We start from the raw sequence: 24,013 nt of genomic DNA on the forward strand, positions 1-24,013 counted from the left end.
GTCACCCGCCGCGGGCTCGAACAGTACGACAACCCCGCCGTGATGTGGACCGGCGGGAAGGACTCCACGCTGACGCTGTACTTCATCAATCAGGTGGCCGAGGAGTACGGCTACGAGAAGCCGACCGCGGTGTTCATCGACCACTTCCAGCACTTCGACGACATCACCGACTTCGTCGAACACTGGGCCGACGAGTGGGCGATCGACCTCGTGTACGCCCGCAACGAGGACGTGGGCGACTACGTCGCGGAACACGGCCTCGAACCCGGCGACGACATCCCCGTCGACGCGCTCTCGGANCCTCGTGTACGCCCGCAACGAGGACGTGGGCGACTACGTCGCGGAACACGGCCTCGAACCCGGCGACGACATCCCCGTCGACGCGCTCTCGGAACACAACCAGCACCACATCCGGGAGATCCTCGAGTTCGAAGAGGACACCTTCCCGTTCCTCTTGGACACGTACGTCGGGAACCACCTGCTGAAGACGGTCGCGCTCAACGACGCCCTCGAGGAGTACGACATCGACGGCGTCATCTCGGGCGTNGGGCGTCCGCTGGGACGAGCAGGAGGCGCGCGCCGACGAGACGTTCTTCTCGCCCCGCCACGATCCCGACCTGTTCCCGCCCCACGACCGGATCCAGCCAATCCTCCAGTTCGCCGAGGCCGACGTGTGGGAGGCGTTCTGGAACTTCGTCGTGCCGGACACCGTCGAGGCGTTCCCCGACGAGGGGCACATCCCGCAGGCGGACGACGACCTCCCCGAGGGCGTCAGTCAGGAGGATATCCCCATCTCGCCGAAGTACTTCGCCGGGTTCCGCTCGCTGGGCAGCGAGGTCTCGACGGAGAAGACGACCGAGGAGCCCGCGTGGCTCCAGAACCTCGAGGACACGACCGAGCGCGCCGGCCGCGCACAGGACAAAGAGGACCTGATGGAGCGCCTGCGCGACCTCGGCTACATGTAATCGACGGGCGGGAGAAACCCGCCTGACGGCCTCTTTTATGATTCTCCGACGTCCGCGGTGAAGCCGACCTCTCGGAGCCGGTCCGCGAGCGGCAGGCCGATCCCCGACGCCGGCGTCAACACGCCGCCGTCGAACGGGGAGTCGACGTCGCCGCGCACCAAGCAGACGGCCGACTCGCCGAGCATCCGCGCCGTCGCGCCGTAACCGGGGTCGCGGTCGGCGCCGAACTCGGCCTCGACGGTGAACGGTCCGTCCGGGCCCGTCCCGCGGCCCAGCACGCGGATCAGGAAGCTCCCCGCTTCCGCCTCCTCGCGCGTCGGCCCCTCGCCCGGATCGGGAAAGACGTACTCGCGGAGCGCGTTCCGCACCGGCCCGAGCGACATGGCCGCCGAGAACAGCCCGAGCCCGCCGGCGACGGCGCTCGCGGTCGCCGCGCCGACTGGGCCCGATCCGGTCGGCACGGCCTCGCCGCACTTGAACTCGCGTCCCCACGGGTAGCCGAGCAGGGCGTTGCTCCGCCGGACCACTCGCTCGTTCACCGGGGCCATCGGCGACGGGGCGGTCCACTCGCCGCGGAGGGGGTCGCGCCGCGGCCAGCGCTGCTCGCCCGGGTCGACGCCGCTCCGCTCGCCGCGAGGGGCCAGCGAGTAGGGGTTCCGGAGCGCCTCCCGCGCGAGCGGGTCGGTCGCGGCCGCCTCGAACAGCTCGCCGAAGCTCGCCAGCGTGCCGCCGCTGACGCTCCCGCTGCCGCCGTCGAGGTAGATCCGGACGGACTCGCAGGGCTCGTCGTACGTCTCCGCCGCGAACGACTGGACGAGCAGCGTCCCGAGGTCCGCCGGCACGGAGTCGAACCCACAGCTGTGGACGATCCGGGCGCCGTTCTCGACGGCCGTCTCGTTGAACTGGTCGATCGATTCGCGCACCCAGTTCACCTCGCCGGTGAGGTCGCAGTAGTCCGTGCCGGCCTCGACGCAGGCCTCGACCAGCGGCGTGCCGTAGGCCGTGTACGGGCCGACCGTCGTACAGACGACCCGAGTGTCGCGGGCGATGGCCCGCAGGCTCTCCGGGTCGGTCGCGTCGCCCACGACGACGGGCACGTCCTCCCACGCGTCGCTCCGGCTGGTGAGGTCGTCGACGAGCGCGTCGATCTTCTCCCGGTTCCGCCCGCCGACGGCGAGCGAGAGGTCCGCGGGCCCGTACCGCTCTGTGAGGTACTCGGCGGTGAAGCGCCCGGCGACCCCGGTCGCGCCCCACACCACCACGTCGTGCGTCCGATCCGTGTCGGTCATTCGTGCGTCCGTACGAGCCGCCCGCCTAAACCCGCAGGGGTACGCGTCGTCGGGACGAAGCGGGAGCGGGAGATGACGCGGGAGGCGAGGTGAGCGTCTCTCGGGACGCGCTACCTCTTTACATCGGCAGCCGCAACAGGGGGTATGGCCGTTGGCACTCGGTTATCACTACAGCTCGCCGACTTCGGCACCCGATCGCTCGTCACGCACGCGCTCATGGCGCTGGGGTTCGTCGGTGCGATCGTCACGGGATTGTTCGTCGAGGGACAGCTCGGCACCGTCTCGATGGCGGCGTTCATCAACTTCACCGCCGGGCTATGGATCAGCCAGTCGATCCATTCGCTCGGCAACGCCGCCACCGAAGACGAGTATCAGGGCGTCCTCAAGGAGCTACTGAATCGTGTCTAGCGAACCCGGGATCGACACGGGCCGCTTCGGCCGAACACTCGTACTCATCGGCTTCGTCACGACCGTCTTCCTGTTTCTGATCGCCGAGCGCCTCTCCGGCGACACGTTCCGGATCGGCGCTATCGCGATCGGGATGGTGGCGCTGATCACCGCGATCACCGGCTTCCTTATCGCGGCCGGCAACGCGGTCGAAGGGCACTGATTCGGCGGGGGGCATCCCCCGCATCGTCGACGCGCTACCGGTAGGGCTCGCAGACCAACTCGACGCCCTCCTCGAAGCTGATCTCGGGCTCCCAGCCGGTCGCCTCGCGGAACGTCGAGTAGTCCGCCATCGTGTCGTGGACGTAGCCGTCGAACGGGCATTCGATGTACACGGGATCGATGTCGGTGCCGAGCGCGTCGTTGATCAGGTCGACCATCTCGTTGAACGAGTACGCCTCCTGCGTGCCGACGTTGTACACGCCCGTCAGCTCGTGGTCTGCGGCGAGTTCGCAGGCGCGGGCCACGTCTGAGACGTGCGTGAAGTCGCGGGTCTGGCTGCCGTCGCCGAACAGCTCTGGTGCCTCGCCGTCCGCGATGGCGTCGGCGAACTGCGCGACCGTGTTCGCGTACTCGCCTTTGTGTTCCTCGTTGCCGCCGAAGCCCTGGTACACCGAGAAGAACCGGAGGCCGGCCATGTTCATCTCGTGGTGGTTGGCGTAGTACTCTGCGTAGCGCTCGCGGGCGAGCTTCGAGGCCTCGTAAGCGGTGCGGGCCTCCACGTCCATGTCCACGGGCGAGGGCTCGGTGCGGCTCCCGTAGATGGAGGAAGTGGAGGCGTACACGACCGTCTCACAGCCCGCTTCGCGGGCGCGCTCGACGGTGTTGACGAACCCCTCGACGTTGACGCGGCAGCCGCGCTGGGGGTCGCTCTCGTGCATGTTCCGCGAGGAGAGCGCGGCGAGGTGGAAGACGACGTCGACGTCGACGGGGAACTCGCCGTCCATGACGGAGGCCTCGACGAACTCGACGTCGTCGTCGAGGTTCTCGGCGGTCCCGAGGTAGGTGTCGTCGACCGCGATCACGTCGTTGTCGGCCGCGAGGCGGTTCGCGAGGGTCGAGCCGATGAAGCCCGCCCCGCCCGTGACGAGGACGCGTTTGTCCTGCATGGGTCATGATTCTGCGGGCGTCGGGATTATCGTGTCGGTTCGGCGTCGACAGGGAACGACGAGAGCGTATTTATGTATGGGCACCCATACGGAACAGACAAGCAAGAACATCGCGATCAGTGACGAGGTCTACCGGCGCCTCAAACGCGAAAAGGGCGACCGGAGCTTCAGCGAGGTCATCGCCGACACGCTCGACAACGGCGGGACCCTCGCGGACGTGACGGGGAAGCAGATACTCGATCCGGACACGTACGACGCCGTCGACGCGGAGATAGCGCGACTGGGCGACGGCACGCTCGACCGGCTAACCGATGAAACTCCTTGACACGTCGGTGGTCGCCGACATCGACCGAGGAGGCGTCGACGAGAAGGTCCGCGCGCTGGATGCGGAGGGACGTCACGCGATCAGTATGGTCACCGTGACGGAACTCCGACTGGGCGTCGAACTCCAGTATGATCGGGACACCCAGGCGTATCAGGACGCAATCGACGCTCTCGATCGCCTCGTTTCCCGCTTCGACGTACTGCCGATCGCCCGACCGGTCGCGACCGCGGCCGCGGAGACAATCGCCGACCTCCGCGCCGACGGGCAGCGGCTGGACGACCTCCACGACGTGTACATCGGTGCGACCGCACGGACCGAACAGCTGCCGGTGGTGACGGCGAACGTCGACCAGTTCGAACGGATCGACGGCGTCCGGGCCGTCGACTGGGAGCAATTCTGACCCCGAACCGTCTTTGCGGTGGGTGGCGATAACCGGGGTATGTTCGGAACCAGCGGCGTTCGCGGGCCGGTCGGCGAGACGGTGACGGCGGACCTCGCGCTCGGCATCGGTCGCGCCGTGGCGACCGATGGCGCGGCGTCCGTCGTGGTCGGCCGCGACGCCCGCGACAGCGGGCGGATGCTCGTGCGTGCGCTCACGGCGGGGCTCATCGAGTGCGGGGCCGACGTGATCGACGTCGGCGTCGAGGCGACGCCCACGGTGGCGCGGGCGGTCGTCCGCGAGGAGGCGGACGCGGGGCTCGTCGTCACGGCCTCGCACAACCCGGCGCCGGACAACGGGATCAAGCTCTGGACCGCGTCCGGTCGCGCGTTCGACGAGGAGCGAAACGATCGGATCGCGGAGATCGTCGACGCGGAGTCGTTCGCGTTCGCCGCACACGACGCGATCGGCGGGGTCGAGGAACGAGACGCGGCGGCGGGCGGCGACGCCCGCACCGCCCACGAGCGCGCCCTCCGCGAGAGCGTCCCGCTGCCCGACGACCTCTCGGTCGTCGTCGACCTCGGGAACGGCGCCGGCCGGGTCGCGGCCGACGCGCTCCACGCCGCCGGCTGCGACGTGGAGGCCCTCAACGGCCAGCGCGACGGGCGGTTCCCCGGCCGGCCGAGCGAGCCGACCGCGGCGAACTGCGAGACCGCCTGCGAGGTGGTCGCCGCGACCGACGCCGACCTCGGGATCGTCCACGACGGCGACGCCGACCGGACGATGGCGATAGACGAGCGCGGGCGGTTCCTCCCCGGCGACGCGCTGCTCGCGCTGTTCGCGCGCCGCGAGGCGGAGGCTGGCGACCGCGTTGCGGTCCCGGTCGACACGAGCCTCCTCGTCGCCGACGCGCTCGCCGAGGTCGGCGCCGAGGTGACGTACACGCCGGTCGGCGACTCGTACGTCGCCGCGGAGGCCGCGAAGCCGGGGGTCGCCTTCGGCGGCGAGCCGAGCGGCTCGTGGATCTGGCCGGACCGGACCCTCTGTCCCGACGGCCCGCTCGCGGCCTGCGTCCTGACCGCGCTCGTCGGCGCGGAGGGATCGCTCGCGGCGCTCGTCGACGACCTCCCCGAGTACCCGATCCGACGGGACTCGGTGCGGACCGGGGACAAGACGGCGATCGTCGAGCGCGTCGGGGAGATCGCGGCCGCCGAGTACGACGACGTCTCGACGCTCGACGGCGTCCGGGTCGAGACGGACGCGGGCTGGTTCCTCGTGCGCGCGAGCGGCACCGAGCCGCTGGTGCGGATCACGGCCGAGGCGCGCGACGAGGACGACGCGGCCGCGCTCTTCGGAACTGCCCGGGACCTCATCGATCGCGCCGCCGAGGACGGCGACTGACGGCGCCGCTGCCGACCGCAGCCGATAAGCCTCGTCCCCCCGTCGGCCACGCACATGTACGGAGTCGTGCTCGCGGCCGGCCGCGGGACCCGAATGCGACCGCTGACGGACCGCCGCCCGAAACCGCTGCTCCCGGTCGGGGACCGCTCGCTGCTGGAACGGGTGTTCGACACGGCCCGCGACGTTGTCGACGAGTTCGTCGTCGTAACGGGGTATCAAGGCGACGCGGTCCGCGAGGCGATCGGCGACTCGTACCGTGACCGACCGGTCCACTACGTCGAGCAGGCGGAGACGCTGGGGACAGCCCACGCGATCGAGCAGACCGAGCCGGTCGTCGACGACGACTTCCTCGTGCTCAACGGCGACGTGGTCGTCGACGCGTCGCTCCCGCGGGCGCTCGCCGAGGCCGGTGCCCCAGCGATCGCGGCCACCGAGGTCGAGGATCCGCGGGCGTACGGCGTGATCTCGACCGCCGAGGACGGCTCGCTGGCGGGGATCGTCGAGAAGCCGGCCGACCCGCCGACGAACCTCGCGAACGTCGGCTGTTACGCGTTCGAACCCGAGGTGTTCGAGTACATCGACCGGACGCCGGAGAGCGAGCGCGGCGAGTACGAGATCACGGCGACGATCGACCGCCTGCTCGGCGACGGTCGGCGGATCGACGTCGCCCGGTACGACGGCGCGTGGCTCGACGTGGGGCGCCCGTGGGAGCTGTTGAAGGCGAACGAGTTGGCGCTCGACGCGCTCGACGATGGAACGGAAGTCTCCGGCACGGTCGAGGAAGGCGTCCACCTACACGGCCCCGTGGTCGTCGAAGAGGGGGCGCGAGTGCGGTCGGGCGCCTACGTCGAGGGACCGGCGCTGATCTGCGAGGGTGCCGACGTGGGACCGAACGCCTACATCCGCGGGTCGACCGTCGTGGGGCCGGACGCGCACGTCGGCCACTCGGTGGAGATCAAAAACAGCGTGCTGATGGCCGACGCGTCGGTCGGCCACCTCTCGTACGTCGGCGACTCGGTGCTCGGTCGCGACGTGAACTTCGGCGCGGGGACGAACGTCGCCAACCTCCGGCACGACGGCGAGAACGTCCGGATGACAGTCAAAGGCGAGCGCACCGACACAGGCCGGCGGAAGCTCGGCGCGGTGGTCGGCGACGGCGCGAAGACCGGGATCAACACGTCGCTGAACGCCGGGGTCAAGCTCGGCGCCGGCGAGACGACCGGGCTCGCCGAGGCGGTCACGCGCGACCGCCCGTCGGAGTAGCGCGGGACCCCCTCGGTCGGTCCTACTCCTCTCGCCCCGCGTACCGCTCGAAGACGTCGCCGACCGCCCGGCCCGACTCCTTCAGCCGCTCCGTGTACGCCGGTCGGTCCCACGTCTGGGGAACGTACGACAGTGCGTCGAGCCCGCCGTCCGCGCTCCCCGGGACCGCGTGCGTCAGGTTCGTCTCGGCGTCGAGCGCCGTCGCGTCGCCCCCGCCGTCCCCCGGAACGTACGAGGCCGCGGCGACGTCGATCGACTCGAACGTCTCGTAGGCGTCGAGCCCCTCGGCCCAGAAGTCCCCGAGCCGACGGCGGCGGCTCGGGTCGGCGACGTTGAGCAGCAGCCACGGGAGCCGGACCTCGACCGCGTCGTTCGACGGCGAGACGTGAACGTCGGCGAGCGAGTCGTACCGCGGGGAGTCCGGGTTCCCGTTCCCGTAGCGGAGCCCCCCCGTCTCGACCGACTCGAACGGGACGCGCTCACCGGTTTCGGGGACGGTGTAACCCCGGTTGATCACCGTCCGCAACGGCGTGAAGTCGCCGGGGGCGGGGTCCCGGTAGCGGTCGAGGTCGAGCCCAGCGCCGGCCCCGTACTCGTACGCGAAGGCGTCGTAGCGCGGTTCGACGGTCACCCGAGAGGCGTCGGGCCCGCCGAGGCGGACGACGAAGTCGGCGGGGGCCGTCGCGTCGAGGCCGTACGGAAGGAGCCGCTCGCCGCGGTCGGTGAGACCGAGCGCGAGGAGGTAGTTGGTCGCGTCCCAGTCGGGCTCGCCGCCGAGGTCCGCGAGTTCGAGCCGGACCGAGAGGTACGCGGCGTCGCTCGTCACGCGGAGCGCCGTCAGCTCGCGGGCCCCGTCCGCGCCGTCGCCGAGCCGGACGGGGTCGCGAGCGGGCGTCGCTGCGGTCGCGTCTCGCCACGCGTCGGGCGAGCCGTCGAGCGGGACCGCGTTCGCCGGGTCGAACGCGAGCAGCCCGAACCGCTGTTCCGGCGTCTGGACGTTCGACCAGAACGGTCGACGGTTGGGGTCGGAGAACGGCGCGAAGTTCCACGTCCGCTTGAACCACTCGTCGTGCCAGCTGAAGACGATCCCGCCGGCGGTGTCGGCCTCCCGGATGTCCTCGTACATCGCGGCGAGTATCCCGCCCTGTTCTGTCTCGGTGTGGCGCCCCTGATCGCGGCCGTGAACGTCGCGCTGGGAGATCCCGCGCGAAGACGGAACGCCGAACTCGGCGACGAGCAGCGGGTGGTCGGTCGCGCCGACGAGGTCGTTCAGGTAGCCGGCGTAGCTGTTCGGCTCGCCGCGGTGGTCGACGTAGTTCGCGTACTCGGGCGTCTCGTTCAACAGCGGCGGGTAGTACGGGTACACGTGGTACGCCGCGAACGTGCCGGCCTCGGACGCGTCGGTCGCGACGACCGCGTCCGGGTCGACGGAGACGGCGTCCTCGTCGGGGAACGGCTCGTACGGGTGGTCGAGGGGGTCGGTCGTCACCCAGTTGGTGAACGCCGCGGGGCGCTGCGCGCCGTACTCGTCGGCCTCGTACGCGACGGCGGCGTCGAGGCGGGCCGCGAGCCACGCCTCGAACGGGGACCCGTCCGGCGCGGCGAGGAACTCGCCGTCGTGGCCGGTCGCCTCGGTGACCCAGTTCGTCTCGCGGACGACCGCCGGCGGCCACTCGATGCCGACGACGTAGCCGAGGACGGCGTCGCTCACGTCGGCGTCGTACGTCCCGCTGGCGTACCCGAGCTCCGGCTCGACCGTCGTCGCGCCGTGGACGGCGTCGACGACCTGCCGCATCGAGCGGTCGAACGACGGCGACAGCGACGTGGCGTCGCCCGCCTCGCGGAGGGTCTCCTCGCCGATCCAGTTGCCGTGGAGGACGTAGATCGGGTCGGCGTGCGACCGGTTGTACGCCGCGAGCGCCCGGTAGAGCGCGGGCGGGTGGACGGTGTACACGCGGACGACGTTGACGCGCAACTCGCCCATCAGCTCCAGCCAGCGGTCGTACTCGGCGCGGGTGATCGCCGCCTCGCCGGGGAACCGGCCGGGCTTGGCCATCCCGAGGTTCACGCCGCGGACCGACAGAGAGTCGAACGCTCCTCCGTCCACCGCGACCTCGAACCCCTCGTCGCCGACGCGGAACCGGCGCGGCGGGCCCTCGTCCGAACCGAGGCCGCGGAAGCCGCAGCCGGCGGTCCCGACCGCACCGGCGACCCCGACGCGACCGAGGAATCGGCGTCTGCGCATGAGAGAACGTGTCGGCGGACCGAGATAAGGCTGTCTTCGGCCCGGTCCAAGATGCGGTTTTATAATGAGGCCGCGACAAATGTTATCATAACCGGCGACCCGCTTTACCATGGTGTCTGACACGTCCCGTTCCGAACCGTTCAAGAGCCTGCTACAGCTGACCGCGACCGATCAGTCGACCGAGGAGCGGCTCCTGAAGGCGATAGACGTCGGCCGGGAGTACCTCGGCGTCGACAACGGCGTGCTCTCGTACACCGGCGAGGGGCGCTACGAGGTGGTCGAGACGAACATCCAGACCGGCCCCTACGCCCAGGGGGGCGTCGTCGACCTCGACGGGACGTGGTGTCGCCACGTCGTCGAAAGCGGCGAGGCGATAGGCTTCGCAGACGCGGCCGAAACCGAGTACCGCGACGACCGCGCGCTGGAGGCGACCGGGCTCCACTGCTACGTCGGCGCCGAGGTGACCGTCGACGGAGAGACGTACGGAACGCTCTGCTTCTCCGACGACGTTCCGCGAGACGATCCGATCACGGACGCCGAGCGCGACTTCGTCTCGGTGCTCGCGCGGTGGGTGAGCACCGAACTCGAACGGCAGAAACACTACGCGGAGCTGCGCGAGCAGAACGAGCGGCTCGACGAGTTCACCGGGATCGTCGCGCACGACCTCCGGAACCCGCTGTCGGGGGCCATCGGCTTCGTCGAACTCGCGCAGGAGCGCGTCAGCGGGCAGACGGCCGAGTTCCTCGACCGCGTCCGGGGGGCGCTCGACCGGATGGAGTCGATGATCGCGGAGTGCCTGATCCTCGCGAAGGAGGGCGCCGACGTGGGCGAGCGGAGTTCGGTCGCGCTCGAACCCCTCGTCAGGGAGGCGTGGGACACGGTCCGGACGCGCGACGCGACGCTGACGGTGGACGTGGCCCCCGAGACGGCGATCGTCGCCGACGAGATGCGCCTCCGACGGCTCTTCGAGAACCTCTTCCGCAACAGCGTGGAACACGGCGGCCCGAGCGTCTCGGTGACGGTGACCGGCGACGCGGACGGCTTCGCGGTCGCGGACGACGGGCCGGGGCTCCCGCCGGCGGTCGAGGCGGCGCTCACTGCGGCCGACGCGGAGAACGTCAAGTCGTTCGGACTCGGGCTGTTGGTCGTTCAGCGCGTGGTGACGGGCCACGGTTGGGACCTCGCCGTCGACAGCGCCGACGACGGGACGCGGTTCGCCGTGAGCGACGTCAACGCCGCGGAGCCGGTCCACGAGGCGCTGCGCTCGGACTAGCTGCCCCGTCCGTGACCCAGACGACCCCCTCGTCGCCGGCGCCGTCCAAGGGGTCGCGAGTCCAGACGAATCCGCCGTCACCGGGGCCGAGCGACGGGTCGGTGACCCAGACGAACCCCCCGTCGCCGGCCCCTTCCGAGAAGTCGGTCGTCGCCGCGAGCCGCGCGGATCCGTCGTCGTCGAGCGCGAGGACGAAGCCGCCGTCACTGGCGCCGAGCGACGGGTCAGTGACCCAGACGAATCCCCCGTCGCCGATCCCCTCCGAGAAGTCGGTCGTCCAGACGAATCCGCCGTCGCCGGCGCCGGCAGTCAGCTCCGGGGTCGGGACGAACCGCCCCGTGTTTTCGTCGGCCGCGATCCCGGCGAGCCAGCGGACCCCGTCCGTCTCCGGCGCGTCGACGAGCCGGTCAACCCAGACGAATCCGCCGTCCTCCGTCGACGATGCGGCCGCACCCGTTTCGGACGCCGAATCGTCCGGTCCGGATTCGGAGACCGCCGACGCGGTCGCCGCGACGCCCGCTCCGGCGGCGCCCGCCGCCTCGGCGCTGTCGGTCCCGGCGTCGCCGAAGCCCCGCCGCTCCATGGCCCCCCACGACTGGTCGCCGCGGAGGTACTCGACCAGGCCGTGCCAGGCGACGATCGTCTTCCACTGGCGGTAGCCGAAGTTTTCTAACACGCCGTACCAGAGCAGTCGGAGGATGTCCCACGGAGACTCGTAGCGGTTGTAGCTCCACACCTCGCTGAACACGCCGAACCACGAGAGGAACACGCCGGCGCCGACCGTGAGCAGCAGGAAGACGAGGAAGAACTCGATGTTGAGGATGCCGAGGTACCACCCGAGCGGGAGCAACACGTAGCCGAACCCCTCGATGAGCGGGCCGAGCGCCTCGGCGGCGGTGAAGAACGGTAACACGACCGTGCCGACGCGACCGTACGCCCGACGGAAGAACATCCGCCGGCTCGCGACGACCGTCTCTAACATTCCCCGGTACCACCGGCGGCGCTGGCGCCCCAGCGTCCGGAGCGTCTCCGGGACTTCGGTCCACGCGACGGGCTCCGGGACGAACTCGATCCGGTAGTCCACGTCGGCGTCGGAGAGGTGTTCGTGGAGGCGGATGACCACGTCGAAGTCCTCCGTGATCGTGTCGTGCCGGTAGCCGCCGATCTCGCGGACCCGATCGGTCCGGAACACGCCGAACGCGCCGGAGATGAGGATCAACCCCTTCAGGCGGGCGAGCCCGAGCCGCCCGGAGTAGAACGCCCGCAGGTACTCCATCACCTGAACGCCCGCGAGCCCGGTCTTCGGGAGGTTGATCTCCTTGACCTGGCCGTCCTGAACGACGCAGTCGTTCGCCACGCGGATCGTGCCCCCGCTGGCGACCGTCCGCGAGGGCTCCTCGAGGAACGGCACGACGACGTCTAACAACGCGTCGCGGTCGATCACGGTGTCCGCGTCGACCGCGCAGAACAGCTCCTGATCGGTGAGCCAGACGCCGGCGTTGAGCGCGTCGCTCTTCCCGCCGTTCTCCTTGTCGACGACGAGGAGGTTCTCGTGGGTCGCGGAGCGGTACACGCCCCGGATCGGCTCCGAGGGCACGTCGTACGGCACCTCGGCGTCGACCGGACGGAGCCCGAACGCGTCTTCGAGCCGTTCGAGCGTGGCGTCCGAGGAGCCGTCGTTGACCACGACGATCTCCTGGTCGGGGTAGTTGAGCGCGAGCATCGAGCGCACGCTCTCGACGATGCTCGCCGCCTCGTTGTACGCCGGCACGACCATCGCGACGCCGGGGTAGAACGGGCTGTCGAACGCGCGGAACGACGGGGTCCACTCCGACTCGCGGACGCTGTCCCGGAGCTGTGCCAGCGCGAGCACGTGGATCAGCAGGTAGCCGACGTTGATCAGCAGGTAGTACGTGACGATGAACACCCCGGATCCGACGACGAGCGTCGTCCCGAGCGCTTCGAGCGTCGTCATCCGCGCACCTCGTCGTGGAGTCGGTCGCGGTCGCGAGAGATGTCTCGCGCGAGCCGATCGAAGCGGGCGTGCTCGACGGCCCACGCCCACGCGACATCGAATGCGGCGGTCTCATCGGCGGGTCGACCGTGGGCGGACGCGGTTCGGTCCGCCTCGATGTCGGCGCGCGGCGGGTCGTTCGGGTCCACCGCTTCCGCCGAGGTCCCCTGTGAGACCAGCGTCTCGGCCGCGGTGACCTGTGCCCGCGCGTCGGGGTCCGCGGTCCCGGCGGTCTCGATCGCCGCGATTGCCTCCGCGTCCCCCCACGTCCCGAGCGCTCGGTACGCGCTCGCGCGGACCGGCGGGGTCGGGTCGGCGGCGATCGCGGTGAGGTCGACGGCGTCCCTGACCGCCCGGTTCCAACCGTACGCGCCCAGCGCCCGCCACGCGGCTGACCGCACCCTCGGGTCGGGGCTCGACAGCGACCCGACGGCCCACGAGAGATCGGCGTCCCCGACCACGGTGGTGAGGTGGCGGACGACGAGCAGCACCTGCCGCTGGAGCGCCGGATCCCAGCCGTCGAAGTCGGCGGCCGCCCGGTCGAAGAACGGCCCGGGGTCGCGCTCGGCGACGCGGTACAGCGTGTCGACACCGAACACCGAGAACGACTCCGGCTCGTCGCGGAGGAGCAGGTCGACGCCGGTCGCCGCGCAGTCATCCGTCTCGGCCGCATACAGCACCCGAGCGGCCGCGGCGCGCTCGCGCGGCGTCTCGAGACAGTGCGCTCTGAGCAGGTCGCGGTCGGGCGCGTCGTGGAGCAGGGCGAGCCAGACGAGCGCGTGGGTGCGGTCCCAGTAGCCGCCGTTCGCGATCTCGCGGCGGGCCCGCTCGTGGACGCCCAGCGCCCGCCCGAGTCCGGCCAGCGCGTCGGCGTCGCGGCCGTCGAGCTCGCGGAGGTACACGTCGAGCAGCGACTCCAGTTCTTCTCGCTCCGCCGCCGAGACCCCGGCGACCCACTCGTCCCACGCCGGGTCGTCGCGGCCGTAGAGCCGGTCGAGTAGCTCCGACCGCAGCGCGGCGCGCATCGGGACGCGCTGCCGGCGTCGCCGGGCCGTAAAAACCGAGTAGCTGAGCGTGAGGACCGCCACCGCGAACAGCAGCGAGCCGAGCACGACGACGGCGAGCGAGAGCGTCCCCGACTGGGGGCCTGCGAGCGGACCGTACACCGACGCCGCCGTGGTCGAGGCCGCGAGCGTCACGGTTACGCCTCGACCAGTCGGTCGATCCGGACCAGCAGTTCGTTCGGACTGAACGGCTTCGTGAGGTACTCGTCGGCGCCGGAGTCGAGCCCCTTCAGCACGTCGGCCTCCTGGCCGCGCGAGGTGAGCATCACGACGGGGACCTCCGGGTCGACCGCGAGCTCGCCGCGCCGGATCGTCCGCAGCAGCTGAGTGCCCTTCATCCGCGGCATCATCACGTCGAGGACGACCACGTCGGGGGCGGCGTCGGCCTCGTCTAACGCCTGCCGGCACTCCTCGCCGTCGTGACACACCGTCAGGTCGTACCCCGCGTTCGACAGTTTTTACTGGAGGATCGACCGGATCGTCTCGTCGTCGTCCGCGATGACGGCCGATTTAGCCACATTGGAAGTACGTGCGGTTGGCTACTTTACTTTTCGGCACCGACGCTCGGTCCCGCGAACGATTTAAATCGCGGCGGACAGACCGTTCTCGTATGGGAATCGACTCCGTAACCGCGGTGATCCTCGCCGCGGGCGAGGGACGGCGCCTGGCGCCGCTGACGAACCGGCGGCCGAAGCCGATGGTGCCGGTGGCGAATCGGCCTCTACTCGAACACGTGATCGAGGCGATCACGGCGACGGCGATCGACCGGATCGTCCTCGTCGTCGGCTACGAACAGGAGCGCATCCGGAACCACTTCGGCGACGGCGACGACTGGGGGGTGACGATCGAGTACGTCGAGCAGTCGACCCAGCTGGGAACCGGCCACGCCGTGTTACAAGCCGAGCCGGTCGTCGACGGCCCGTTCGTCGTGCTCAACGGCGATCGGATCGTCGACCCCGCCGTCGTCTCGCACGTCCGCGACCGAGCGATCGACGACGACCTCCCCGCGATGACTGTCACGACCGCCGCGAACCCGCGCCAGTACGGCGTGGTGACGCTCGACGGCGACCGCGTGACCGACATCGACGAGAAGCCGGAGGGGACGGTGGAGACGAACCAGATCAACGCCGGCGTCTACGCCTTCTCCCCGGCCGTCTTCGACGCGATCCGCGAGACGCACGTGGCCGGCGAGCTGGCGATCACGGCGACACTCAACGATCTCGCCGCGACCGAGACGCTGTCGGCCGTCCGGTACGACGGCCGCTGGCTCGACGTGTCGAACCTGTGGGACCTCCTGACCGTGAACGCGGCACTGATCGGTGATTCTGGGGCGTCGAACGCCGACGGTCCCGCCTTTGGCGACTCCGTGACCGTCGCCGACGACGCCGCGCTCGCGGGCAACGTCCGCGTGGGGCCGAACGTGACGATCGGCGGCAGCACCGCTGTCGGCAGTAACGCGACCATCGAGGCGGGCGCGGTGGTGGAGAACGCCGTGATCTTCCCCGACGCCGTGATCGGCGCCGGGGCGGTAGTCAGGGACGCGATCGTCGCCGGCAACGCCCGGATTGGTCCGAACGCGACGGTCGCCGGCGGTCCGGCGACCGTGGTCGTGGGCGACGCCGTCCACCGCGGCGTTGAGCTCGGCGGCGTGGTCGGCGACAACGCCACCGTCGGGAGCGGCGCGACGCTCGCCGACGGCGCGATCGTCGGCGACGACGTCACCGCCGACGCGGGGGTCGTGATCGACGGACGAGTCGAGTCGGGCGCGGTCGTTCGGAGGGGGTAACCATGTGTGGGATCAGCGGCTACATCGGGGAAGGTATCGCGCCGGCCGACGGAGAGTCGGCGGCGGGCGACGGCGCCGCGGGTGACGGAGGCGGGTTCGCCCGCGTGGGCGACATCGTCCACGAGGGGCTCCACAATCTAGAGTACCGCGGCTACGACTCGGCGGGGGTCGCGCTCGTCGGCGAGGCGAGCGGGCTCACCGTTGCGAAGCGGTCGGGCGAGGTCGACAACCTCACCGTGCCCGACGTGGCCGACGCGGCGCTCGGGATCGGACACACGCGCTGGAGCACGCACGGTCCGCCGACGGACGAGAACGCTCACCCGCACACCGACTGTGTCGGCGACATCGCCGTCGTCCACAATGGGATCGTCGAGAACCACGAGGCGCTCAAGGCGGAGCTGTCCGACCACGAGTTCACGAGCGACACCGACACCGAGGTCATTCCGCACCTGATCGAGGAGGAACTCGCGGCGGCGTCCGACGCGGGCGACCTCCTCGACGCGGTGCGGGCCGTCGAGAGCCGGTTGGAGGGGAGCTACGCGATCTGCGCGGTCCGCGAGGACGACGACCGGATCGTCGTGGCGCGTCGGGGCAGCCCCCTCGTGTTGGGCCATGACGAGGACGCCACCTTCGTCGCCAGCGACGTGACGGCGTTCCTCGAACACACCCGGGACGCGACCTACCTCGAAGACGGCGACGTGGCATCGCTGTCGGCCGAGGGCGTCGAGGTCTACGCCGACGGCGAGCTGGTCGACCGCGAGACGGAGACGGTGACGTGGGAGGCCGACGCGGCCGAGAAGGGCGGCTACGAACACTACATGCGGAAAGAGATCCACGAGCAGCCGGAGTCGCTGCGCCAGACCATCGCGGGACGGCTCGACGTCGACGCCGGCGACGCCGACCTCGACACCTCGTTCCCGCCGGGCTTCCTCGCCGACCTCGAGGAGATCCAGATCGTCGCGTGCGGTACCTCCAACTACGCGGGCCGCTACGCCGCGCAGCTGTTCGAGGACCTGTCCGGCGTGCGCGCGACCGTCGAGACCGCGAGCGAGTACGAGTTCGGCGCGGGCCGCAGCGCCGACCGCACGCTCGTCGTCGCGGTGACCCAGAGCGGCGAGACCGCCGACACGCTCGGTGCGATCCGCCGCGCGAACGCGGCCGGGGCGCGGACGTTCGCCGTGACGAACACGCTCGGTAGCACCGTCACGCGCGAGGTGGACGACACCGCGTTCATTCGGGCCGGTCCCGAGATCGGCGTCGCGGCGACGAAGACGTTCGCCTCGCAGGTGGCGACCCTCGCGATGCTCGCGGTGGCGATCGGCCGCGAGCGCGGCGCGCTGGCCGCCGCGGACGCGCGCCCCGTGTTGGAGGGACTCCGTGACCTGCCCGGCGCGGTCCAGCAGGTGCTCGACAACGAGGACGCGGTGCGCGAGGCCGCGACCGAGTACGGCGACAGCGAGGCATTCTTCTTCGTCGGGCGGCAGCTCGGCGTCCCCGTGGCGCTGGAGGGCGCGCTGAAGCTCAAGGAGATCTCCTACGACCACGCCGAGGGGTTCGCGGCCGGTGAGTTGAAGCACGGTCCGCTGGCGCTGGTGACGCCGGAGACGCCCGTGCTGGCCGTCCTGACCGAGGGTGGACGCGCCGACGAGACGATGAACAACGTCACCGAGGCGCAGACGCGGGGGGCGCCCGCGATCGGCTGTGTGTCGGCGGGCGACAAGTACGCCACGCTGGACGTGTCGCTGCCGGTTCCAGACGTTGGGGTCGTCGAACCGCTCGTCGCGAACGTCTACCTCCAGCTGTTCGCGTACCACGTGGCGAATGATAAAGGCCGGTCGATCGACAAGCCGCGGAACCTGGCGAAGAGCGTCACCGTGGAGTAAGCCGGGGTGTGAGTCCCAAGGAGTCAGCCCACCAGAAGGGTTTAACCAACATTCACGCGGTTGATTCGACCGTTGTTGGGTAACCATCTCGTAGCCGCTCCTCGTTCGAAATCGGTGTAGCAGCGGCGGTCGGTGGGATGGGAGTTCTCGGGCGGTAGAACGTTAGACGGTAACCGACCGCTTTGTTGGAGGAGAACGCCCGAACCACCCTATTACAGTGGTTTCCCCGCCGCAGTATTCCGGGGTCAAAACGCGTGTCACTCGGTGGGCCAACCGAATCCGGACGTAACCCGTGTGACCTTGATTGGATAGACTCGGCAACAGACAGGCGCCCTCCCCGAGTTCCCCGATCCCCTCGGCTAATGGGGCCGGCGCAGCACCGAGACACCCGGCTATGAATACATCTCCGTCAGTATGTGATTAGACGAACTGCCAGATCACCCCGGGAAAACCGGGGGTGTTTCGACTTATTTGCCATATCAGTGCGTCGATATTTTGGACCGGTAGTGCCGCCAGGTATCCCACTGCGATCGCTTTTTCGAGGTCCACAGTCACCCTGCTGTCTGGCGATCTGGGAGTGACCGTCCGGCAACCCACCTTGCGGGGATCACCCAAGCGACGGGACCCGCGGCTGCCCTGAAAGTCCCCACAGCGCTACACCAGTTTTCACAGGGGAGTGTTACGGGCGGGAAATTGGGTGTATACCCCGCGTTTTTGACACAGAGCGCCGATCTCGCGGGAGAAATCTCATAATCGACCTGTGGCAAACGGGAGATCCTTTGCCCGGACGCGGAAAGCAAGCACACCCGGAGTGTCTTATTCGGCCGTCCCGCTCGGTGCCCGATCAGTTACGATAACCGTGGCTGTGCGCTGACGCGAAGCCACACGCAGCAACTGTGTCAGCGTAGTTCTGACCGCCAACCCAGACAACCACGTATCGGCTGCGCCCCACAGCGGACGGCGACACGAGTCAGTCAGGGCGACAACCGACTGGACACACCCCCCAGCGGCGTGGACGGTACTATCCCAGTCGTGATACGATTAAAAACAGGCCACGGACGCGGCGGTCAATCGTCGTCCCGCTCGTCGTCACGGCCTTCGGAGAGCCGTTCCCAGATCTCCGTACAGCCCGCGCCGTCCGGGACGTCAGCGAGATGTGCGTCGTCAGCAGCGTCCGAGTTACTCATGTTCTGAGTAACTGAATGGGCGCCAACGTGATAACCTTTCCGGCCCACCAGTACGTACTTAGGGAGCGACGGAAGACAACTATCTATGGCTGATTCCGCCGAGGATCTCTTCTCGTTGCTCGATCTGACGGAGTACGAAGCCGAGGCGTTAGAGGAGCTGTTGTTGTTGGGACGGACGACCGCACCTGATCTCGCCGAGGCGACCGGGATCCCGAAGGCGCGGATCTACGGCGTGCTCGATGCGCTCTCGGAGGCTGGGTACGTGAAGATGATCCCCGGCCGGCCGAAACAGTACGAGCCACACGACCCTGCGGCGATCTCCGAGCGCGCGGTCGAGAACCGCCGGCACGCCTACGAGCGGTTCCGCGAGGACGTCGAGTCCGTCGAGGAAGCGTTCGTCGACGAGTACGCGCCGGTCCGCGACCGCGGCGTCGACGAACTCAGCCCCACGGAGGACCTGTTTCACGTGGTCGACGTCGGCGAACCGAGCGAGCGCGAAACGCGCCGGCTGTTTCGCGGGGCGGAGGAGGCGGTGTACGTGCTCTCGAAGAGCTTTGGGTACATCGAGGCCGTCCGGCCGGCGATACGCGACGCCGTCGACCGCGGCGTCGCCGTCGACGTCCTCCTCTTGCACCCTGACTCGCTGTCGCCGGAAAACCGGGAGCGACAGGCAGAAATTCGGGAACTGCTTGCCACGGAGTTCCCGTCGATCGCCGTGCGCGTCAGCGACCGCCTCCTCCCGTGGCGTGGCACCTTCGCCGACCCGAGTCTCTCGTACGAGTCGGGCCAGGGGCTGCTGATGGTCGAACAGGAGGAGGTGCCGAACCACCACCGCCAGGCTGCCGTCACCGAGAACCCGTCGTTCGTGGCGGGGATGTGGCAGTACTTCGACCTGCTGTGGCGCCACGAGAGCGTCCCCGCCGACCCGGACCCGGGCCCGGACCCCGATCCGCAAAGTGGAGATACTGCTCCGGAGTGACGCGAGCGGACCGGAGTCGGCAGTGACGTTATCACCGGCGCGAACCCAACCGCAAAGCCTTTACTCGTAGTTACTCGACCACCGAGTAACGATGACCGTACTACTCACCGGTGCCGACGGCTACCTCGGCTGGCCGACCGCCCTGCGACTGGCTGACCGCCTCGACGAGCGGATCGTCTGCGTCGACGACTTCTCGCGACGCGACTGGGTCACCGAGTCGGGGAGCGTCTCCGCGACGCGGATCGAAGCGCCCGAGGAGCGGTTCGGGCGTGTCGAGAACCTCAGCCTAGTTGAGGGGGACCTCGCTGACCGGGACTTCGTCCTCCAGTTGTTGGACACCCACGAGCCCGACACCGTCCTCCACGCGGCCGCACAGCCCAGCGCACCGTATTCGTCGATCAACGGCGAGCGCGCGCTGTACACCCAGCGCAACAACGTCTCGATGACGCTGAACCTCCTCCACGGACTCCACGAGACGGGTCTGTCGGACACCCACTTCATCGAGACGACGACGACCGGCATCTACGGCGCGCCGCACTTCCCGATCCCGGAGGGTGGCCTCGAGGTCGACCGAAAGGGCGGCTCCGATGAAGTGCCGTTCCCGGCGATGGGCGGCAGCTGGTACCACCAGACGAAGTCGTTCGACGCGGCGAACATGCGGCTCGCGGAGTCGCAATTCGACTTCCCGATGAGCGAGGTCCGGACCGCCATCGTCTACGGCACCGAGACCGCGGAGACGCGTGCCCACGAGAGCCCGACGCGGTTCGACTTCGACTACTACTTCGGTACGGTCGTCAACCGGTTCTGCGCGCAGGCCGTGGCGGGGTACCCGATCACGGTGTACGGGAAAGGCGAGCAGCGCAAGCCGATGGTGAGCCTCGAGGACGCCGTCGAGAGCCTCGTGCGCCTCGTCGAAGAGGGCCACTCCGGCGACGACAGGATCGACGTGTACAATCAGGTCACCCGGCCGATCGCGATTGTCGAGTTAGCCGAGACGATCGCCGAGGTCGGCGCCGAGTTCGACCTCGACGCCGAGGTGAAACACTACGAGAACCCGCGCGAGGAGGACGAGGAACACAAGATGGAGATGGAGAACGAGCGGTTCCTCGACCTCGTCGGCGGGCAGCGCCAGGAGCTCGAGTCCGGGATCCGCGACGTGCTCAGGACGCTCGTCGAGGAACAAGACCGGATCGCCGCCCACGAGGACCGGTTCCTGCCCGGCGTGCTGACCGATGAGTGAATCGGGCGAGGACGACGGTGAGCGCCGTGACGGCCAGCGCGTCCTCGTCACCGGCGGCTGCGGCTACATCGGTAGCGCGCTCGTCCCGCGGCTGCTCGACGAAGACCGTGTGAGCGAGGTCGTCGTCCTCGACTCGCTGGCGGCGGGATCGCCCGCACATCTGGCCGGGTGTGTCGGCCCGGATCTGGACTTTCGCCGGGGCGACGTGCGCGACTACGGCGCCGTCGAGAGCGCGACCCGCGGCGTCGATGCCGTGATCCATCTGGCGGCGATTACGGGCGCGGCGTCGACGCACGACCGGCGCGACGAGACGTTCGCAGTCAACCGCGACGGCACCGAGAACGTGCTCACGGCCGCGGGGAAGTTCGACGTCGACAGCGTCGTCGTCGCCTCCTCGTGTAACAACTACGGGCGGGCGGCGAGCCGCGACATCGACGAGACGACCGAGCAGAACCCCCTCAATCCGTACGCAGAGTCGAAGGTCGCTTGCGAGCGGCTGCTCGACGAGGCGGTCGACGCGTACGACTTCGACGCAACCGCGCTCCGGATGAGCACGAACTACGGCTGGTCGCCCGGCGTCCGGTTCAACCTCGTGGTGAACCACTTCGTCTTCCGCGGGTTGACGGACCGCCCGCTGACGGTATACGGCGACGGATCGAACTGGCGGCCGTTCATTCACGTGCGCGACGCGGCGCGGGCGTATCTCGACGCGGCGCTCGATCCCAACGCGTGGCCCCAGCGCGTGTACAACGTCAGCTCGAACGAGGGGAACTACCGGATCGCGGAGATCGCGGAGATCGTCCGCGAGGAACTGGATCGTGATTTGGACGTGACGTATCTCGAGGACGAACAGCCCGGACCCTCCTATCACGTGAGCTTCGACCGCTTGGCCGAGACGGGCTTCGAGACGGAGTGGACGCTGCGCGAGGGGATCCGCGACATCGCGAGCGAACTGACCGGCACGGAGGCGATTGGTGTATGACGGACACGACACAGACCGAGACGGCTGCGGGGGACGGAGCGACGAGTGCCACGGATGCGATCGAGACGCCGACGATCGCGGTTACGGGGGCGGGCGGCTACATCGGGAGTCGCGTCGTCGTCGAGTTTCAAGAGGCGTACCCCGACTGGGAGATCATCGCGATCGACAACGGGTACCGCGCGCAGGTGGATTCGATCGGCGACGTCGACATCGACCACGTCGACATTCGGAATCGCGGTCGGTTGGAAGACGCGCTCGCGGGTGCGGACGTGGTGTGTCACCTCGCGGCGATAAGCGGCGTCGACGACTGCGACGAGAACCCCGACCTGGCGTACGAGGTGAACGTCACCGGGACGAACAACGTTGCGTGGTTCTGTCGGAAGACGGGTGCCGCGCTCGCGTTCCCGTTCAGTATGGCCGTGCTGGGCGATCCTGAGGAGTTCCCGATCACGGCCGACCAGCCACGGGACCCGTTGAACTGGTACGGGCGGACGAAACTGCTCGGGGAACGGTCGATTGAGGCGTTCGCGGACGGCGCGTTCCCGGCGCATCTGTTCTTGAAGTCGAATTTGTACGGCGAACACGTTGTCGATGGGGTTGAGGTTGGGAAACCGACCGTGATTAATTTCTTTGTGAATCGTGCGCTCGCGGGCGAGACGCTGACTGTCTACGAGCCCGGGACGCAGGCGCGGAATTTTGTTCATGTGAAAGACGTGGCGCGGGCGTACGTGCGGAGCGCGGAGCGGCTTCTGGAACAGTTGGAACGGGGGGTGACTGGGACCGAGACGTACGAGATTGCGAGTGAGGAGGATATGAGCGTGATGGAGGTGGCGGAGATTGTTCGGGAGGTGTCGCGTGAGGAACGGGAAATCGACGTGGACGTAGAGTTGGTTGAGAACCCGCGGAGCGGGGAAACGATGGTCGAGAAGTTCGGGGTGAATATCTCGGCGGCGAGAGAGCAGCTCAGATGGAAGTTGGATGAGAGTGTGAACGGGTCAGTTCGGCATCTGTTGATCCCAAAACCCGACTCATAGACCGTCGAGGAACTATTAAACCAGCCTCAACGGTGACGACAGTCGTCCGCTTAAATATCAAAACATGAAAATTACTAACTATTACCCGTGGGGTCCGTTGTACCGACTCCGATACTCCACATCGACCCGCTGACCCGGTTCCGGCCGAAACCCACGTCACCGTCGTACGCACAATAGATTCTCCCACCGACTGGCTGAATGTCGAGATGATGCATTCGACCGGAGTTCCATCCCAGTCCACCTGTTCCTTCTAGCAGCGCGTCGTCGGACAGCGGTCGATCCTCGTACGTCAGCGTATCCAACGAAGTAATCTCGTAGGTCCGCAGTTTGTCGCCGTATTCGGTGGTACAATCTTGGAAGAACGCGATGATGCTGTCCTCTCGCACGAGTGGGCGGCCCGCTGGACGTCCAGCACTTGGACGGTCTGTGACTACTGGGTTCTCTGGATGTGGCGTCCAATCGGGGTCCGTCAACGTCTCGGAGTAGTAGACGCTGAGTTCGTCGTTTGAGCCGGTACCCGCGATCGCCCACCACCGAGACTTCCACTGAAAGACGATTGTGTCTTGATACTTGTCGGGCCCAGTGATAATGTCGGCGACAGGTTCCCACTTGAGCGGAAACTCTATCGATCGGTAGAGCCGGGCTGGAGCTCTGTAGTCGCCCGAGTTCGCGATGTCTGGGAGCATGTATATTTCGTCGGCGGTGGTGAAGACGTACGGGAACGAGAGGTGGCGGTCGCCATCTAGTGCCAGCCCCGTGTATGTCCATGACTTCCCTTCGTCGTCGCTGACAGCGTGCCCGATAGCCGCCGTCGGATCGCGATGTGGGCTGAACACTTCAAAAAAGAGGTGAATGGTCCTGTCTTCCACGTGGAGAAAGGGGTCAGCGACGAATCCGAGATCGCCGTGGTTCGTCACGTCGCTGGCGCGGAAGGTAGGTCCAGGCAGTGAAGAGGACTTTAGCCGGTTCAGTACAGTTGGCACATCGGTGGTTCCGAATTCTAAGGAGCGGTGATTCCGGCTGGCGAGAGTATGGTGAACACCGAGTATCCAGACCCGAGCGAATCGCCGGAGTGATCTGATAATTTGGTTCACCGTGTGGCCTCTGGTAATATAAAAATCTACGCCAAATTATGATGGCTTTCCTGC

At 68.5% G+C, this 24,013-nt stretch carries 19 protein-coding genes and 2 pseudogenes; 14 read left to right on the forward strand and 7 right to left on the reverse strand.

The features are described 5' to 3' along the window. Nucleotides 1-965, forward strand: a pseudogene (locus tag C463_RS14570) (phosphoadenosine phosphosulfate reductase family protein); the annotation flags it as partial. Between the two features lie 35 nt (nucleotides 966-1,000). On the opposite strand, the gene C463_RS14575 reads toward C463_RS14570, so the two are convergent. Continuing rightward, nucleotides 1,001-2,254, reverse strand: a complete 1,254-nt coding sequence (locus C463_RS14575) for a saccharopine dehydrogenase family protein (protein ID WP_008445193.1) — start codon at nucleotides 2,252-2,254, stop codon at nucleotides 1,001-1,003. Nucleotides 2,255-2,398: 144 nt separating this feature from the next. Here C463_RS14575 and C463_RS14580 point away from each other — a divergent pair, with 144 nt between their 5' ends. Both C463_RS14580 and C463_RS14585 read left to right on the forward strand, forming a co-directional pair. Then, a complete protein-coding gene (locus C463_RS14580) occupies nucleotides 2,399-2,662 on the forward strand; it encodes a hypothetical protein (RefSeq protein ID WP_049906003.1) in 264 nt (87 codons plus the stop codon). After that, the gene (locus tag C463_RS14585) at nucleotides 2,655-2,864 is read left to right on the forward strand and encodes a hypothetical protein (RefSeq protein WP_049906004.1); all 210 of its coding nucleotides are present in this window, start codon (nucleotides 2,655-2,657) and stop codon (nucleotides 2,862-2,864) included. The genes C463_RS14580 and C463_RS14585 overlap by 8 nt, the downstream gene beginning before the upstream one ends. A gap of 34 nt (nucleotides 2,865-2,898) precedes the next feature. On the opposite strand, the gene C463_RS14590 is transcribed toward C463_RS14585, so the two are convergent. Further along, the gene (locus tag C463_RS14590) at nucleotides 2,899-3,810 is read right to left on the reverse strand and encodes an NAD-dependent epimerase/dehydratase family protein (RefSeq protein ID WP_008445194.1); all 912 of its coding nucleotides are present in this window, start codon (nucleotides 3,808-3,810) and stop codon (nucleotides 2,899-2,901) included. A gap of 76 nt (nucleotides 3,811-3,886) precedes the next feature. Between C463_RS14590 and C463_RS14595 the strand changes: the two genes are divergently transcribed. From C463_RS14595 to glmU, 4 genes are read left to right on the forward strand one after another with little or no spacing between them, the layout of a single operon-like run. Beyond that, a complete protein-coding gene (locus C463_RS14595; RefSeq protein ID WP_008445196.1) occupies nucleotides 3,887-4,135 on the forward strand; it encodes an antitoxin VapB family protein in 249 nt (82 codons plus the stop codon). Then, nucleotides 4,122-4,535 (forward strand): type II toxin-antitoxin system VapC family toxin, encoded by a 414-nt coding sequence (locus C463_RS14600; protein WP_008445198.1) that lies wholly within the window; start codon nucleotides 4,122-4,124, stop codon nucleotides 4,533-4,535. The genes C463_RS14595 and C463_RS14600 overlap by 14 nt, the downstream gene beginning before the upstream one ends. Before the next feature lie 39 nt (nucleotides 4,536-4,574). Then, nucleotides 4,575-5,915, forward strand: coding sequence for a phosphoglucosamine mutase (gene glmM, locus C463_RS14605; RefSeq protein ID WP_008445200.1), 1,341 nt, complete (start codon nucleotides 4,575-4,577; stop codon nucleotides 5,913-5,915). A gap of 54 nt (nucleotides 5,916-5,969) precedes the next feature. Further along, nucleotides 5,970-7,178, forward strand: coding sequence for a bifunctional sugar-1-phosphate nucleotidylyltransferase/acetyltransferase (glmU, locus tag C463_RS14610; protein WP_008445202.1), 1,209 nt, complete (start codon nucleotides 5,970-5,972; stop codon nucleotides 7,176-7,178). Between the two features lie 22 nt (nucleotides 7,179-7,200). Here the strand turns inward: glmU and C463_RS14615 are convergent, their stop codons facing one another. Further along, entirely contained in the window at nucleotides 7,201-9,423 is a 2,223-nt protein-coding gene (locus C463_RS14615) for a hypothetical protein (protein ID WP_008445203.1), read from the reverse strand. A gap of 109 nt (nucleotides 9,424-9,532) precedes the next feature. Between C463_RS14615 and C463_RS14620 the strand changes: the two genes are divergently transcribed. Then, nucleotides 9,533-10,696, forward strand: a complete 1,164-nt coding sequence (locus tag C463_RS14620; RefSeq protein WP_008445211.1) for a sensor histidine kinase — start codon at nucleotides 9,533-9,535, stop codon at nucleotides 10,694-10,696. On the opposite strand, the gene C463_RS14625 is transcribed toward C463_RS14620, so the two are convergent. The 3 genes and pseudogenes from C463_RS14625 to C463_RS14635 form a co-directional block, all read right to left on the reverse strand. Further along, a complete protein-coding gene (locus C463_RS14625) occupies nucleotides 10,653-12,671 on the reverse strand; it encodes a glycosyltransferase family 2 protein (RefSeq protein WP_008445213.1) in 2,019 nt (672 codons plus the stop codon). The two genes, C463_RS14620 and C463_RS14625, sit on opposite strands and share 44 nt — an antisense overlap. Next, nucleotides 12,668-13,735, reverse strand: a complete 1,068-nt coding sequence (locus tag C463_RS14630; RefSeq protein ID WP_049906023.1) for a HEAT repeat domain-containing protein — start codon at nucleotides 13,733-13,735, stop codon at nucleotides 12,668-12,670. Before C463_RS14630 ends, C463_RS14625 begins: the two co-directional genes overlap by 4 nt. Before the next feature lie 176 nt (nucleotides 13,736-13,911). Further along, nucleotides 13,912-14,292 (reverse strand): annotated as a pseudogene (locus C463_RS14635) (response regulator transcription factor). A gap of 92 nt (nucleotides 14,293-14,384) precedes the next feature. Between C463_RS14635 and C463_RS14640 the strand changes: the two are divergent. The 6 genes from C463_RS14640 to C463_RS14665 all read left to right on the forward strand — a co-directional run bounded on the left by C463_RS14640 (nucleotide 14,385) and on the right by C463_RS14665 (nucleotide 22,865). Continuing rightward, entirely contained in the window at nucleotides 14,385-15,560 is a 1,176-nt protein-coding gene (locus tag C463_RS14640) for a sugar phosphate nucleotidyltransferase (RefSeq protein WP_008445216.1), read from the forward strand. 2 nt (nucleotides 15,561-15,562) lie between these two features. Next, nucleotides 15,563-17,443: a glutamine--fructose-6-phosphate transaminase (isomerizing) gene (gene glmS, locus C463_RS14645; protein ID WP_008445217.1), complete on the forward strand. Its 1,881-nt coding sequence runs from the start codon at nucleotides 15,563-15,565 to the stop codon at nucleotides 17,441-17,443. Nucleotides 17,444-18,715: 1,272 nt separating this feature from the next. Then, on the forward strand, nucleotides 18,716-19,609 hold the full coding sequence (locus C463_RS14650; RefSeq protein WP_008445219.1) for a TrmB family transcriptional regulator: 894 nt from the start codon (nucleotides 18,716-18,718) through the stop codon (nucleotides 19,607-19,609). Nucleotides 19,610-19,700: 91 nt separating this feature from the next. Then, a complete protein-coding gene (locus C463_RS14655) occupies nucleotides 19,701-20,849 on the forward strand; it encodes an NAD-dependent epimerase/dehydratase family protein (protein ID WP_008445220.1) in 1,149 nt (382 codons plus the stop codon). Continuing rightward, complete coding sequence (locus C463_RS14660) at nucleotides 20,842-21,831, forward strand: NAD-dependent epimerase/dehydratase family protein (RefSeq protein ID WP_008445221.1); 990 nt, start codon at nucleotides 20,842-20,844, stop codon at nucleotides 21,829-21,831. The genes C463_RS14655 and C463_RS14660 overlap by 8 nt, the downstream gene beginning before the upstream one ends. After that, a complete protein-coding gene (locus C463_RS14665) occupies nucleotides 21,828-22,865 on the forward strand; it encodes an NAD-dependent epimerase/dehydratase family protein (RefSeq protein WP_008445222.1) in 1,038 nt (345 codons plus the stop codon). Before C463_RS14660 ends, C463_RS14665 begins: the two co-directional genes overlap by 4 nt. 74 nt (nucleotides 22,866-22,939) lie before the next feature. Here the strand turns inward: C463_RS14665 and C463_RS14670 are convergent, their stop codons facing one another. Then, the gene (locus tag C463_RS14670; protein WP_080510866.1) at nucleotides 22,940-23,959 is read right to left on the reverse strand and encodes a glucosamine inositolphosphorylceramide transferase family protein; all 1,020 of its coding nucleotides are present in this window, start codon (nucleotides 23,957-23,959) and stop codon (nucleotides 22,940-22,942) included. Nucleotides 23,960-24,013: the final 54 nt, after the last annotated feature.

It is taken from the genome of Halorubrum californiense DSM 19288 (assembly GCF_000336875.1).
GTDB classification, from domain to species: domain Archaea; phylum Halobacteriota; class Halobacteria; order Halobacteriales; family Haloferacaceae; genus Halorubrum; species Halorubrum californiense.